The following is a 13,600-nucleotide window of genomic DNA, read 5'->3' on the forward strand; positions in this document are numbered from 1 at the left end:
CATAAGCTGGATCAACCACTTAAGGAATTAGTTTATGTGTCCAACCATTGGGGTCCACTTCTTAACTAACATTGAATGTGTGCAGTTACTTACGCATTCACCCCTTTCATTCCCTCAGCGGTGTAACGCTCACCAACTGGTTCAAACTCCCTGAGTACACTTTCAATATAAACCAACTCTTCAGTAGATAAGTTTATTGAAGCCGCGCCGAAGTTATCAACAAGGTGATGGAGCTTTTTGGTACCTGGAATGGGCACTATATTGTCGCCTTGTGCGAGAAGCCATGCTAGTGCCACTTGAGCGGGAGAGCAGGATTGACGACGCGCAATTTGCTCGACAGCAAACGATAAAGGACGGTTTGCTTCTAGGTTATCGGCAGAAAATCTGGGCAGGCCTTGGCGAGCATCGTTTTGATCAAAGTTGGCTTCTTTATCAAAGCGCCCAGTTAAAAAGCCGCGTCCGAGTGGTGAATAAGGCACAAAGCCAATACCCAATTCCTTACATGTTGGCAGAATGTCTTTTTCGACATCCCGAGTCCACAAAGAATATTCGGTTTGCACCGCGCTTACAGGATGCACTGCGTGCGCTTTTTTTAACGTGGCAGCACTGACTTCCGATAAGCCTATATTTGCGATCTTGCCTTGTTTTACAAGCTCAGAGAGAGTTTGCATGGTTGTTTCTATGCAGGCGTTTGGATCAAGGCGATGAATGTAGTACAAGTCGATACATTCAATGCCAAGACGCCGAAGTGAGTGCTCACATGAGGTTCGAATATAGTTGGGGCTATTATCTATGCTTCTTTGGTACTCGCCTGGACGTCTAACAATTCCGCATTTAGTCGCAATCTTAACAGGCGCTGACGTTTGTTGTAGAAACAGGCCAATCAGTTCTTCGTTATGATGGTTGCCATATGTATCTGCGGTATCGAGTAAGGTGCAGCCTAATTCTATGGCTTTATGGAGGACTTGCATCGATTCTTTGTCATCACGAGGTCCGTAAAATTCGCTCATGCCCATGCAGCCTAAACCGATTGCCGACACTTCTAACGCTTTGCCTAACTTACGTGTTTTCATTTTTATCCTGCTTTGTTGGTGGAAGTCTTTCTAGTATGATTTCCAAAAATGGAGATGAATATGCTTAAAATCGGCAATCAGATTTCCGATATCGGAAATCAGTTACATTGGGATGACGCAAGAGTGTTTTTGGCTATCGCCCGAACAGGCACGTTGAGCGGAGCGTCAAAGCTGCTTGGCACTGGCATTGCCACCACTTCCCGCCGCTTGGAAAGGCTGGAAAATGCCTTGCAAGTACGGCTATTTACTCGCTCACAACTTGGCTATCGTTTAACCGATGATGGCGCTGATTTGATCTCGCAGGCAGAAATGTTAGAGCGGGCGGGATTTGCCTTTAGTGCCGCAGCGAAAGGCAAGGATACTAGGGTTAGCGGGCATGTTAGGCTGGCAACGGTTCAGGGGCTTGCCGACGAGCTTATTATTCCGGCATTGCCTGATTTTATTGAAGCTCACCCTAATTTAACCCTTGAAATAGTCACCAGTGTCTCTGTGGTGAATTTGCATAAACGCGACGCCGATCTGGCGATAAGAATGGTTCGACCTGACAGTGGCAATGTCAGTATTCGCCGTATCGGTCACCTTGGGTTTGGCCTGTATGCCTCAAAGGGCTATTTGCAGAGTAAGCCAAGGTGTGAAAGCTCTGGTCTATTTGAGCAAGACGACTTTATTGGTTGGCCTGAAGACAATCAGCAGCTTCCGGAAGCGCAGTGGCTGGCTAGAACGTTGCGCGGTAAACCTTGCCGAATGACAACAACCACTATGTCTGCGCAAGTCAGCGCAGCCCAAGCTGGAATAGGCATGGCAATTCTCCCTCACTTTATTGGCCAGAAAAAAGGCTTAGTCTGCGTACAAAAAGACGTTGGCTGCGACCAACCTATTTGGTCAGCAGTGCATTCCGACCTTATTCACTCCACAAGAATAAGAGCCGTGACTGGCTTTTTAACCGAGCTTATTCAGGCCAAGAATCAAGAATTAACTGGCGAAGGAGCGGGCGGTGTGTAGTTAGGGTTTTAGCATAACGTTATTTATTAATCTATTGCAATTTGTGGAATAACTAGTTCCTATCGGAGGTTATGTTAGTTGTGCTCTATCAAACAGGAAATCAGCACTATCTTTTTCAATCCAAATTTCTAAGGGAAATTCTATTTTGTCGTTTGTTCTCACTGCACAAGTATCGGATAATAGAGTTTATTTATAAGGTACAGGTAACCGGAATATTGGTTTTGTCAATTAAAATCAGCGAAAAAGCTTTATCTTTACTTGTGAAGTAACATTTTAATATCCCACAGTATTTTATGTTATAAACTTCGAACTCCAGTAAGCCTTAGCTTTGTTTTAAGTAGTATACACTTGATTTTACGTGAATTATTTCATAGAATTAGAATCCTGAATATCATATAATTTTTGAGAAAAATGATGAAAAAACATTTCCTAGCAATAGGCTTGGCTATGTTGTCAGTGCATACTCAAGCTGGAGTTAGTCAAATTGTTGGTGCGAAGATCCAAAATATAGAATTTTATGGGAGTCAATTCACGGTTACTTTAGATAAAACCTATTCATCTATAGGCTGTGGTCACCCTGGAAAAAACGTTGTTGCAATGGATTCTTCGACAGAGCCCGGTAAAACACATTATTCGGCGTTATTAGCTGTATGGATGGGTGGTAAATCGGTCAATATGAGAATCACTGATGAAACTTGTAGTGGTGATCGACCTACATTGCTAAGTTGGGCAGCGAATTAATTTAGAGCCTATCTCAATAGGTGTTGATTTAATTCAGACAACACATATTTAACGGATTATATTCGAGTCTTTTTGCTTCTCGCGGGCAGTAATCCGGTTAACTTTCCGATGTGAAATCCTTATCTTCTTCTAAAAAGCTTAGCCATTTATTACTAAAATGGATTTTGAATTATGAGTATAAAATCAAAGATACTGTTGTTTATACCGCTACTGGTTTTTATTCATATTTGGTTGACTTTCGTTTTTGGGGTTGACGTTACACCAGATTGGTTGTTCTATGATACGCAGCCTCATTCAGAAGACCCTTCACCAACAGGGCTACTTCCCGATAACTTATATTTTGTCATCATGTTTATAGCTTGTCCCTTAAGCTTTTTTATTGGCTCTATCTATACCATCTATAAAAAGCTATGGGGGTGGTTTGCCGCATATTTAATTTTAGGCTTTGGCCTATGGTTATATCTGGCTTTGTAAGTTTTTTCTCACAAACTCAGTGGATAAAAAGCACTGAAAACTAGCATGATCTGCGAATTTACATACGATCATGCTATGTATAATCAGTGCTTTGCCAATAAATTCCGCTCCAAGGGATAGAATCTTTAGCTGCATATGAGTTAGAGACGTTCTGCTGTTATCACTGGTTCTATCACTGATAATTTACACGCTCCTCAAGTCCTAATTAAGTGAAGTGCGGACTGTTTTGGGTAAAAAGCAATCGGTGTGCATCGACACCAGTCTAGACAGCTTCTAAGTTAATTATTCCAAAGCCCTCAATCTGGGTGTGCTTATCAGGCTTTCTGATCACGATTGAGGCTTGAGTCCAAATTTTATCCGCAGCTCAGGTTACTGAATCTTTATTTGATGAAGTCAAAGTTTTTCTTGGTTGTTGAAGCTAGAGCTGAATTAACTGAAAAGGAAGATAGTGCTTATGGGCATTCAAAAAGATATTGGTGTTGTACCGGGTTGGCAGGGAGGCTTTGAACAGTCAAACCCTGAATTGGCATACCCTAATCCGAACCTAACCCCATTGTTAAGCTGCTATGGTCTCACTTTGAAAAGAGTAAACAACCTTTTCCTTTTCGAAAATCGAGTGCGATCGTTGTTTATACCCACAAAGTGGGGCAAGCGGATCAGCCGATATTCCCGCTACTTAAAGGCGAAAGTACCGATTTTGACATCCCTGATTTTGCCAAGCATCCACAGGCGTGGAGTGTCGGGCATTTGGGGGTAGAAATTGGAGCGCCCTTAAGGACAGGTTACTCAGTGGTTGATGAGTTTAACAAGCTGATTATGGATGTGTTTAATTTGGTTTCTGGCAATATGCTGCAAATGGGTAATGTGCTGACTTGGAATGTCTGGTTTACTGAGCCTGAGCTGGTTAATACTGAAGAATGGAGAACCCATGCCCAAAGATGGCGTGAATCGATCGATGTGGATCATTGCTCTCCAGACGGGGACGGGACCAAAGCCAAATACTTTGATGGCACTCCGTTTAAACCAAATTTCGATCTGACAAAGGCGCTAGAGAAGGAAAAAATAGGTCGCTTCCTTGATAATTTGGAAGGAGAGATAAAAGAAGGTATCAGTGAGTGTCTTAACGATCTTTAGGCGTATGCCTCCGCTACCCTTTGTATAAGGGAACGGAGGCCACGTGTTGTCCCCGCACAAAAGAGGGACTTAACAGTTTTATTCAACGACAGCCCATACATTATCGATTTCAAAATCAGCTGGGTTAAGACGAATAATTGATGCACTACCAGCATAATACGATTCAGCAAAAGCCATAATTTCGCCATTATTGGCAATTAAAGTGTTGCTAATGACAAAGGTCGTATTGTTGGTATTATCATTGCTAAAACCGACAACCAGACGGTTATAAAAGTTGTTGTTGATTTTCCCGGCAGTTATTTTGAGAGGTGGGTTGCCACCACCGCTTGGTGAATTCTGGTACTCTTCTCCAATAGCCTTGACTTTTTGGTTGACGCCAGCCAATAACCAAGGGTAAGTCTTGGCGTCAGCACCGGCTACGCCCCCCGTGTTTAGATATCCCATGTAAGTGCCATCGAAGCTCAAAATCATCCCTGTCTTAGTGTTAACCGCTTTAGTCACTGATCCGTCGGCAGCATTACTGAACGTGGGCATTATCCCAGTCCAGGTCGTTACTGAAATGTCATTGATGGTGATGTCCACTTTTGATGGATTAGTGTTGGAAGGAAGAGGTATATCAAACCACACGGCATCCTTTGTGGAGTTAATTCGGGCCGTTGCAGTTAGGCTCCCTCCTCCCACCACTGGGAATGTACTCCCGTTGATCCCTTGGTACTGAGCTTGTGTCCACTTAGTCCCGTCGGGGTTATAAAAAGTTTGCCATCCAGCAGCAAGCCCTTCGGCAGAGATTGACATAATCAGTCCCCCCAAGAATACGCTTAATCGTTTCATTTTTTTGTCCTTATCTATGCTCTATGGTATATCGTAAGGTAATACAACGTAGTTACTAGGATCTTCAATGGTTAAAGGCATTCTCGCTAAGACTGGGTATGTATTCGAGCAAACCTCTTCGTTTCCTTCGCTACTTGCACAGACTTGAATGCTTTTTAGCCAATCTCTGTTGGTGACGGTGTAAGTTATGTCGGTACTTACAGTCTGAGCGTCGACACGCCATACAAAGCTTGGGGTACTTCGCTGCATCACTAAAGCAGAAAGACTAGCTCCGCTGTAGATCACTGAAACTTCTTGATTAGTCTTGCTATCTACAATTTTGACTGCAGCTATATCAGCTCCTTCATGAGGTCCGCTACCGTCTCCCGATCCTGAACCCGATCCCGAACTTGTGCTATTACTCGCTCCGCCATCTGAACCTCCCCCACACCCTACTAGAAGAGAGACGTATAGAAGTGAAGCAAGGACTGTCTTTGTATTATCCATTTCAGATCCTCTCACGAGCACGTACGTAAGTTAAAATGCCAAAAAGATAGGAAATATCTCCAAAAAGTAGTGATTTATGTTGAAAAATTCCCATCACCTCTGTTTTCTAAAGCTAGTCATGAGTAACTGATGTGTCAATTATGTTGGAGGAAGCTGAAATGATATAAGCCCCCCAAATTGAGCTATTGATACGGGTAATGCTGATGATGATATTTTTATCTATTATGTATTGAGGCAAGACCCAATTCTCGGTTATCAACAGTGGCAAAGGGTGAAATGAATGAAAAATTTAGTTGCTATATCTCTGATCTCTATGGTGATGACTTTTTCACCGACTTTGGTAGCCCAAAGTAATGTAGTGAAAGTGGCTGTTGGGGATATTTACAAAGGCAAATTAAAGGATATAGGTTATGGCATGACAGCAGAAGAAGTACTTAATGCCATTTATAAGGAAGCAAGAATCAGTCACGAGATAACGTATATGCCTGACGAGCTGGCGATTCAATCTGTTTTAGACGGTCAATATGACGCATTGGATCTGAGGATTAGTGAGCTGGAATACGATCATAGTCAATCACTGGTTAAGGTTAATGTAGCTATAGGAAATATTGATATATACATTTTTTCATTGGGTGAACATTTAGATTTGAGTTTACAAGATCTTCATGACAAAGATGTGGTTTCCGTACAGGGGGCCGTTTATGTAGATAAAATCAAGCATTACAAGAGTCTTCACTTAGTCACTTCTGAGGAAGCCGCTTTGATGCTAATCAACGGAGATGCCGATGTTTGGGTTGCTGCGATGCAGTCATATGATTTTGTAAAAGAAAAGTATCCTACTATTCATGTATCAAGCTCGCCTGTCTCAAGAGAGTATCTATATCATTATTTGCACATAACGCAGTCGCATTTGCTTAAACGTCTTGAGGCGTCAGCAGAATATGTGATGAAAAATAAAGTGATTGAATAGCTTAGATTGAGATGGTACTAAAGAGACAGGCACATAATAAGCACATTATAGGGACAGTCTATGAGAATCGTTGAAGCAACACCGTTAGATCTCGACCCTTTCTTTGAATATATTGGCGTACAGCTTCTTGAAAATGCTGATGATGATTCTCCTCTTTTTCAACCACTATCTAAAGAACATTGTCGCGTTTCAGAAAATTTTAAGGCTAAGTTTCGCGAGGGTTTTGAGCACAGTATTGGTGAGCATGGTTGGAGAAAGCTTTGGCTCATCAAAGATTCTCATCAAGGCGTGGTTGGTCATATTGATTTACATCATTACTCTGAAGAGTATAAATTTCATCGTGTACTTTTGGGGATGGGGGTTGATTCAAATTTAAGACAGCAGGGTTTAGGTGCAAAGTTGATTGAATGTGTCATACAGTTTTGTAATCAAAGCCCAAGTATTGATTGGTTGGATCTCAATGTTCTTACTAACAATCTTCCGGCGAAAAACTTGTATTTGAAATGTGGCTTTGAAACCGTTGGCGAAATGTCAGATTGTTACCGGATAGAAGAGCACGCGGTGTCAGAGACTATGATGACACTATGTACAAAAATTTAATATCAATCTTAATGATACGTTTTGTATGCTTTTATAGTGTTCTAGACGTATTGCACCATGATATTTATCTCTTCAAGAAAATCAATCCTTAGATGCAGCACGCCACTTGGATAAGGGTGGCGTTTGATTATTCGCCTATCTTTATTCATCGTTATGTAAACCGCGATAACAGCATGGTTTCGACTGGGTCAAAGCTAACAAGAGGTTCTGCTATTTCACATTTTGTCGTTTAGGCTAAATTTATAGAGTTAATGAGAGTTCTGATAACTTGGATATCAAGGAGCTGATATGGATGAGGAATATAGCCGAGACTTAGTGGGTTATGGCGTGAGTCCCCCTCATCCTAAATGGCCAGAAAATGCTCGTATCGCGTTGTCATTTGTCCTCAATTATGAAGAAGGGGCGGAGCGTTGTCTGTTGCATGGTGATGACGAATCTGAATCTTTCTTATCTGAAATCCCTTCTGCCAAGCCGATTTCGGGGGCGCGGCATATTAGTATGGAATCAGTTTATGAATATGGCAGCCGCGTGGGAGTGTGGCGGATGTTACGTTTGTTCGAACAATACTCATTCCCGCTGACAATATTTGCGGTTGCTATGGCGATAGAGCGGCACCCTGATGTGGCGAAAGCAATGGTAAAAGCAGGGCATGAGATCTGTAGCCATGGCTATCGCTGGATTGACTATCAGCATATCGAAGAGGCTGTTGAACGCAAACATATGGCAAAAGCAATCCGTATTATTGAGCAAGTGACAGGAAGCCGTCCTCTTGGATGGTATACGGGTAGAACGGGACCCAATACACGCCGTTTGGTCGCAGAGGAAGGTGGCTTTTTATACGACTCGGATGCGTATGATGACGATTTACCCTATTGGCACACACAAGCAAAGCGGCCTCAATTGGTGATCCCCTACACTTTGGATGTCAACGATATGCGTTTTGCCACCACACAAGGCTTTAATAGTGGTGAGCAATTTTTCCAATATCTAAAAGACAGCTTTGATGTGTTATATGAGGAGGGAAAAAGCGCCCCTAAAATGATGTCTGTCGGTCTACATTGTCGTTTGAGTGGTCGTCCGGGACGAATTGCAGCGCTCAAGCGCTTCTTGGATTATGTGCAATCTCATGAAAAAGTATGGGTCTGCCGGCGCGTTGATATCGCACGGCATTGGCATCTGGTTCATCCATATCGTGCACGGGAGGCTTAAATGGCTCTGTTTCAATCATGCGTGCCCTCTAATATGTCTTGTGACGCATTTCTAAATCAATTTGGTCAAGTGTATGAACATAGCCCTTGGATTGCTCAAGCTGTATACCAACAAGGTGTGAGTGAGAGAGATAACCAAGTTGAGCATTTGCATCAGCGTATGGCTCAAGTGTTGCTCGGAGCTGACAAAACGCAGCAACACAGTGTTATCTGTGCCCACCCAGATCTTGCAGGTCGAGCTGCGATAGAGAATCAGCTGAGTCACTCATCTCAGGCAGAACAAATGGGGGCTGGGCTTAGCCAATGTACAACAGAGGAGTTTGAGTTATTTACTGCTTTAAACGATAAATACAAAAGCCGTTTTAATTTCCCTTTTATTATGGCGGTGAAAGGTGCGAACAAAGCGCAAATTATCGATGGTTTTAAAAGCAGGATACACAACGATCCGGAGTTTGAATTTACTCTTGCTCTTGAAGAGGTGAATAAAATTGCTCTGTTTCGATTACGGGACATGTGAGTAAACAGGCTGTATGCCATGAGCTTCTAAGCGTTTAGATGTCACCAATGATTCAGTTGATTCGTGAGGATGCCGCAATGCCGTTAGACTTTGAACACTTTATTAACCTAGCTGATGAAAAACTTGGCGCTCAGGTAATTTATGCTACGGATGACTTTTTTGCTGATAAAAGCCGTTTAATCCTGCGTGCTGAGCCCAAATGGCTTGAAGGTGTTTACGATGAAAACGGAAAATGGATGGATGGTTGGGAAAGTCGCCGTAAGCGTGAAGAGGGCCATGATTTTTGTATTGTACGCCTTGGCTTAGCTGGCATGGTGGCGGGCGTAGATATAGACACATCGTTTTTTACCGGTAACTTTCCCCCTGCTGCGTCGATTGATGCTTGTTATTGGTTGGATGGTGATCCTTGCGCGCTAACTCAATGGCAAGAAATTCTACCTAAAATGACCTTGTATGGAAATAGCCACCATATTGAAAAAATCGATAGCGACGAAGTGTTTACTCACTTACGTCTTAATATCTATCCTGATGGCGGTGTGGCACGTTTGCGTGTTTATGGTCGCCCAAGCGTGGATTGGAAAGGGTTGGACCAAAGGCAAAGGGTTGATCTTGCGGCGGTTGAAAATGGTGGCCGAGCCTTGGCTTGCAGCGACCAACATTACGGCAATAAATCGAATATTTTGGGTATAGGTCGAGGCGAGAATATGGGAGATGGTTGGGAGACTGCTCGCAGAAGAACGCCCGGAAACGATTGGGTGCTTGTCGAGCTTGGTCATGCTGGAAATGTCGAATGTGTGGTCGTGGATACAGGACATTTCAAAGGAAATTTCCCTGATCGGTGCTCGATTCAAGCCGCTTATGTTGAAGGTGAAAGTGACGAAGATTTGATCAGTCAAAGTGCGCTTTGGGCCGAATTATTGCCGTCACAAAAGCTCAATGCGGACGATATTCATGAATTTACTTCAGAAGTGGTCGGTTTAGGGCCTATTACACATGTGCGCTTAAATATATTTCCAGATGGAGGCATAAGTCGCCTACGCTTATTTGGAACTAAGGCGGAATAGGTTAGAAAGAGATGGCAGTTAATCCGAGGCGATTAAACGTTGAGTTATTAACACCTGAGGCGTTTGCGCAATTTGGAGAAATTATTGAGATAGCAAATCGTGATTATTCTGTCATCAATGAGGGGCGAGCGCGTCGATACCACCAACTTGCAACAGCAGATGTTCAGAATGGAACCGTGATCATGAGTATTTTTGAGGCGAAAATACCCGATTATCCTCTCACGATTAGCATGCTAGAGCGTCACCCACTCGGTTCTCAGGCCTTTATACCACTCTTGGGAAATCCGTTTTTGATCGTTGTTGCGCCTAAGAGTGATAACCCTGAGTCTTCTAAAACTAAGGCATTTGTCACCAACGGCCGTCAAGGTGTGAATTATTTTAAAGGGGTTTGGCATTATCCTTTACTCGCATTGGTAGAAAGAGATCAATTGCTGGTTGTGGATCGTGATGGTGGCGGGGATAACTGTGAGACTCGGGTATTGAATGGCGATAAGCTGGAGTTGCACAAAGATGCGACCCCTCCCTCCATTTTATTGGGATTAAGCTGGCGTTAAACAGGAGTTCACAATGGAACCTCATGTCACAGAGTGGTTGAATTTGGTCATTCGCTGGGCGCATATGGTGGTGGGTGTTGCTTGGATAGGAGCTTCTTTCTATTTTGTTTGGTTGGAAAATAACCTCAATCGGCTCAATCCTAAAAAAGGGCTGTCAGGTGATTTGTGGGCCATTCATGGAGGAGGCATCTATCATCTGGAAAAATATCAGCTCGCTCCGGATACCATGCCTGAACAGTTGCATTGGTTTAAATGGGAGGCCTATTTTACTTGGATAACGGGCATTTTACTATTAGCGGTTGTCTACTATTTAAATGCTGAGCTTTACCTCATGGCTCCAGACTCTAAGCTGTCAGCCACCAGTACGATTACTATTGGAATAGCGTCTCTTTTTCTTGGCTGGTTTGTGTACCATGGCCTGTGTGACTCACCGCTGAGAGCAAGTCCCTTCTTACTGGCTCTTGTTCTTTACGCTTTTTTTGTTGCTGTGAGCTATGGTCTTGCTCAAGTATTCAGTGGACGCGGAGCGTATATTCACGTTGGCGCTATGCTAGGAACCATTATGGTGGGCAATGTTTTTCGTATTATCATGCCCGCTCAGCGTGATTTAGTTCAAGCGATCAAAGAGCAGCGTCCTCCAAACCCTGCGTTGCCGGCGAAGGCACTACTGCGTTCTCGTCACAACAACTATATGACACTTCCTGTGTTGTTTATTATGATCAGTAACCATTTCCCGAGTACTTATGGTGCAAGCTTTAACTGGGTGATTCTAGCGGGACTATCAGCAGTGAGCATTATACTGCGTCATTACTTCAATACTCGCCATAACAGCCAAAAATTTGTCTGGGCGCTGCCTGTTACTGCTTTGGGTATGGTTGCATTGGCTTTTGTGTCATCGCCAAATATGACAAAAACACCGTTATCACCTGTACTTGAAACAGGTTATGCCGCCAAAGGCTTCTTTTTAGAGGATGGAAATGAGGTTAAAGGCAAATACGTCAGCTTTGCCAAAGTCAATACGGTTATTCAGCTGCGCTGTGCGGTTTGCCACTCGAAGACGCCGACACATCAAGCATTCTCCGTTGCACCTGCTGGTGTCGTCTTCGATACACCGCAAGATATTTCGCGTAATCTTGCTGCTATTTTGACTCAAGCTGTTCACAGCAAGGTGATGCCCCCTGGTAACTTAACTCAAATGACCCAAGAAGAGCGAGTTTTGCTCAAGCTATGGGCCAGTGAAGGTGCTTCAACTGACCGATAACATTATTTCGGTCACTTGCAAACTCGATATTTTTATAAGGCGATTGAATGATCGGGGGAAAGAGCAGTCGACAATCTTTGTCTATACTCAATGATATATCAATAATGATAATTCAAGTACCTTCGAGGGTTTACTATGAGACAAACCGTTTTTGTCTGTATGTTGAGTGTCGGGCTGATATTTCCTAATCTGCTCCATGCCCTGCCTGCTCCAAAGGGAGAACCCATACTTTGGGTGTCTGGTAACATTGCTGAGTCGAATTCGCCAGACGGTGTCGAATTTGATACCGATATGATAAAGCAACTAGAACAAGGCGTGATTACCACGCACAATCATGTTGAGGCAAAAGCTCTCGAATACAGAGGTCCCAAGTTAACGGCATTATTAGATTATGTGGGGGCGAAGGGGTCATCACTTAAAGTGATAGCATGGGATGATTATGTGGTGAGTATTCCGATCTCAGATATAAAAAAGTATGACGTTTTACTGGCTACTCATGAAGACGGAATTAAGATGACGATTGATGGAAAAGGGCCATTTTTTATCGTGTTTCCGTTTGTGGATCACCCAGAAATCGATAGAGACTTGTACTATGGTTTGTCTGTTTGGCAGGTACGAGACTTGATCGTCGAGTAGCTATCATGAATACAGGTTTTTGGGAAAGAGGGCGCCATTTTGTCGCGATTGTTGCTGCATTATGCCTAGTACTTTTTCTCGTCATCATTTATGTTTTTTTCTCGGTGTCAAAAATAAAAAATGTCGCACCTGAGCCTTATGTCACCATCATTAACAACAATATCACCGCAAAAACCAAATTATTGACCATTAAGGCTGCGATCCTTACCTACACAACCCACAGAGACAAAAAACACTTGGCGCAGCTTAAGTTCAAATCTAAGGTGTTTCGAGCGAGTATATACCATGATCTGTTAGCCGAAAGAACACTCGACTTGCATTCCCACTACGGTGACTTAGATGAGCTCACACAAATAAATGATCAGGTTGCTAAGGCATTTGATGATATTGACAGACTTACCTTAGGTGGCATTGAAGATGCTCAAAAGGTGATTTCGGACTTTGATAAATCGTACATGCGATTAAACGCTTACTTGTCGAGTTTTGTGGCAAACGTTCAGCAGAGACAGGCTGATTTCCTTGATTTCAAAGAGTCATTCTACAACAAACAATATGTATATCTCGGGATTATCTTTTTGTGTTCCATGTTGATGGTAGGAGTCATTTCATGGATGTATCTGAATCAAATTCGATTGGCTAAGGATCTAGAAGAAAAGACAAAAATTATGGAAGAGGCCAAAAGGAATGCCGAACAAAGTGCCAGCGCCAAGGCCAGATTTTTGGCCAACATGTCCCATGAAATGCGTACGCCATTAAACGCAATTATTGGTTTGAGTCAAAAAGAGTACTACCAATCTTCAGATGAACAAACGCGCCACTTTTTATCTATGATTCACAGTTCAGGGGAGCATCTTCTCAAGCTGATTAATAATGTTCTCGACTTAAGCAAGATCGAGAAGGGTAAATCAACCTTGTCCTATGACGATTTTTATCTCAGCGAACTTATCGATGTGTCTAAGACTGTCTTTGTTAATTACGATAAACAGCTGTGATCACCAAGCGATTCTGTCGTACCTTAATTACCAAGCGACTTTGTCATTACGTTAACT

The 13,600-nt window shown here is 43.0% G+C and carries 16 protein-coding genes; 13 read left to right on the forward strand and 3 right to left on the reverse strand.

Annotation, left to right across the window (positions count from 1 at the left end; translation table 11 throughout):
- Positions 1–89: 89 nt before the first annotated feature.
- A complete protein-coding gene (locus QQK21_RS03710) occupies positions 90–1,073 on the reverse strand; it encodes an aldo/keto reductase (protein ID WP_284190855.1) in 984 nt (327 codons plus the stop codon).
- 60 nt (positions 1,074–1,133) lie between these two features.
- Between QQK21_RS03710 and QQK21_RS03715 the strand changes: the two genes are divergently transcribed.
- The 4 genes from QQK21_RS03715 to QQK21_RS03730 all read left to right on the forward strand — a co-directional run bounded on the left by QQK21_RS03715 (position 1,134) and on the right by QQK21_RS03730 (position 4,424).
- A complete protein-coding gene (locus QQK21_RS03715; protein ID WP_284190856.1) occupies positions 1,134–2,075 on the forward strand; it encodes a LysR family transcriptional regulator in 942 nt (313 codons plus the stop codon).
- 411 nt (positions 2,076–2,486) lie between these two features.
- On the forward strand, positions 2,487–2,816 hold the full coding sequence (locus QQK21_RS03720) for a hypothetical protein (protein WP_284190857.1): 330 nt from the start codon (positions 2,487–2,489) through the stop codon (positions 2,814–2,816).
- Between the two features lie 171 nt (positions 2,817–2,987).
- Positions 2,988–3,290 carry a hypothetical protein gene (locus QQK21_RS03725; RefSeq protein ID WP_284190858.1) on the forward strand — a complete coding sequence of 101 codons (303 nt, stop codon included), beginning with the start codon at positions 2,988–2,990 and terminating at the stop codon, positions 3,288–3,290.
- Between the two features lie 642 nt (positions 3,291–3,932).
- The gene (locus QQK21_RS03730) at positions 3,933–4,424 is read left to right on the forward strand and encodes a hypothetical protein (RefSeq protein WP_284190859.1); all 492 of its coding nucleotides are present in this window, start codon (positions 3,933–3,935) and stop codon (positions 4,422–4,424) included.
- A gap of 78 nt (positions 4,425–4,502) precedes the next feature.
- On the opposite strand, the gene QQK21_RS03735 is transcribed toward QQK21_RS03730, so the two are convergent.
- The gene (locus QQK21_RS03735; protein ID WP_284190860.1) at positions 4,503–5,255 is read right to left on the reverse strand and encodes a hypothetical protein; all 753 of its coding nucleotides are present in this window, start codon (positions 5,253–5,255) and stop codon (positions 4,503–4,505) included.
- A gap of 21 nt (positions 5,256–5,276) precedes the next feature.
- A complete protein-coding gene (locus tag QQK21_RS03740) occupies positions 5,277–5,741 on the reverse strand; it encodes a hypothetical protein (RefSeq protein WP_284190861.1) in 465 nt (154 codons plus the stop codon).
- A gap of 280 nt (positions 5,742–6,021) precedes the next feature.
- Here QQK21_RS03740 and QQK21_RS03745 point away from each other — a divergent pair, with 280 nt between their 5' ends.
- From QQK21_RS03745 to QQK21_RS03785, 9 genes are all read left to right on the forward strand, one after another.
- Entirely contained in the window at positions 6,022–6,711 is a 690-nt protein-coding gene (locus QQK21_RS03745; RefSeq protein ID WP_284190862.1) for a type 2 periplasmic-binding domain-containing protein, read from the forward strand.
- A 60-nt stretch (positions 6,712–6,771) separates the two neighbouring features.
- Positions 6,772–7,311 carry a GNAT family N-acetyltransferase gene (locus tag QQK21_RS03750; RefSeq protein WP_284190863.1) on the forward strand — a complete coding sequence of 180 codons (540 nt, stop codon included), beginning with the start codon at positions 6,772–6,774 and terminating at the stop codon, positions 7,309–7,311.
- Positions 7,312–7,599: 288 nt separating this feature from the next.
- Positions 7,600–8,520, forward strand: a complete 921-nt coding sequence (gene puuE / locus QQK21_RS03755) for an allantoinase PuuE (RefSeq protein ID WP_284190864.1) — start codon at positions 7,600–7,602, stop codon at positions 8,518–8,520.
- The gene (gene uraD / locus QQK21_RS03760; protein ID WP_284190865.1) at positions 8,521–9,036 is read left to right on the forward strand and encodes a 2-oxo-4-hydroxy-4-carboxy-5-ureidoimidazoline decarboxylase; all 516 of its coding nucleotides are present in this window, start codon (positions 8,521–8,523) and stop codon (positions 9,034–9,036) included. It abuts the gene before it with no gap.
- Between the two features lie 77 nt (positions 9,037–9,113).
- Positions 9,114–10,100, forward strand: coding sequence for an allantoicase (gene alc / locus QQK21_RS03765; RefSeq protein ID WP_284190870.1), 987 nt, complete (start codon positions 9,114–9,116; stop codon positions 10,098–10,100).
- 11 nt (positions 10,101–10,111) lie between these two features.
- Positions 10,112–10,654, forward strand: coding sequence for an ureidoglycolate lyase (locus QQK21_RS03770; protein ID WP_284190866.1), 543 nt, complete (start codon positions 10,112–10,114; stop codon positions 10,652–10,654).
- A 13-nt stretch (positions 10,655–10,667) separates the two neighbouring features.
- Positions 10,668–11,915, forward strand: a complete 1,248-nt coding sequence (locus QQK21_RS03775) for a urate hydroxylase PuuD (RefSeq protein ID WP_284190867.1) — start codon at positions 10,668–10,670, stop codon at positions 11,913–11,915.
- Between the two features lie 135 nt (positions 11,916–12,050).
- Positions 12,051–12,551, forward strand: coding sequence for a putative pterin-binding protein (locus QQK21_RS03780; protein ID WP_284190868.1), 501 nt, complete (start codon positions 12,051–12,053; stop codon positions 12,549–12,551).
- Positions 12,552–12,556: 5 nt separating this feature from the next.
- Positions 12,557–13,543, forward strand: a complete 987-nt coding sequence (locus QQK21_RS03785; RefSeq protein ID WP_284190869.1) for a sensor histidine kinase — start codon at positions 12,557–12,559, stop codon at positions 13,541–13,543.
- The last annotated feature ends 57 nt before the right edge of the window (positions 13,544–13,600 follow it).

It is taken from the genome of Vibrio zhanjiangensis, assembly GCF_030161235.1.
Classification (GTDB): Bacteria; Pseudomonadota; Gammaproteobacteria; order Enterobacterales; family Vibrionaceae; genus Vibrio; species Vibrio zhanjiangensis.

Coding starts and splice junctions, on each gene's coding strand:
- QQK21_RS03725 (WP_284190858.1), top strand. CDS start 2,988: ATGAGTATAAAATCAAAGATACTGTTGTTTATACCGCTACTGGTTTTT.
- uraD (WP_284190865.1), top strand. CDS start 8,521: ATGGCTCTGTTTCAATCATGCGTGCCCTCTAATATGTCTTGTGACGCA.
- QQK21_RS03780 (WP_284190868.1), top strand. CDS start 12,051: ATGAGACAAACCGTTTTTGTCTGTATGTTGAGTGTCGGGCTGATATTT.
- QQK21_RS03710 (WP_284190855.1), bottom strand. CDS start 1,073: ATGAAAACACGTAAGTTAGGCAAAGCGTTAGAAGTGTCGGCAATCGGT.
- alc (WP_284190870.1), top strand. CDS start 9,114: ATGCCGTTAGACTTTGAACACTTTATTAACCTAGCTGATGAAAAACTT.
- QQK21_RS03775 (WP_284190867.1), top strand. CDS start 10,668: ATGGAACCTCATGTCACAGAGTGGTTGAATTTGGTCATTCGCTGGGCG.
- QQK21_RS03735 (WP_284190860.1), bottom strand. CDS start 5,255: ATGAAACGATTAAGCGTATTCTTGGGGGGACTGATTATGTCAATCTCT.
- QQK21_RS03715 (WP_284190856.1), top strand. CDS start 1,134: ATGCTTAAAATCGGCAATCAGATTTCCGATATCGGAAATCAGTTACAT.
- QQK21_RS03750 (WP_284190863.1), top strand. CDS start 6,772: ATGAGAATCGTTGAAGCAACACCGTTAGATCTCGACCCTTTCTTTGAA.
- QQK21_RS03745 (WP_284190862.1), top strand. CDS start 6,022: ATGAAAAATTTAGTTGCTATATCTCTGATCTCTATGGTGATGACTTTT.
- QQK21_RS03770 (WP_284190866.1), top strand. CDS start 10,112: ATGGCAGTTAATCCGAGGCGATTAAACGTTGAGTTATTAACACCTGAG.
- puuE (WP_284190864.1), top strand. CDS start 7,600: ATGGATGAGGAATATAGCCGAGACTTAGTGGGTTATGGCGTGAGTCCC.
- QQK21_RS03785 (WP_284190869.1), top strand. CDS start 12,557: ATGAATACAGGTTTTTGGGAAAGAGGGCGCCATTTTGTCGCGATTGTT.
- QQK21_RS03720 (WP_284190857.1), top strand. CDS start 2,487: ATGATGAAAAAACATTTCCTAGCAATAGGCTTGGCTATGTTGTCAGTG.
- QQK21_RS03740 (WP_284190861.1), bottom strand. CDS start 5,741: ATGGATAATACAAAGACAGTCCTTGCTTCACTTCTATACGTCTCTCTT.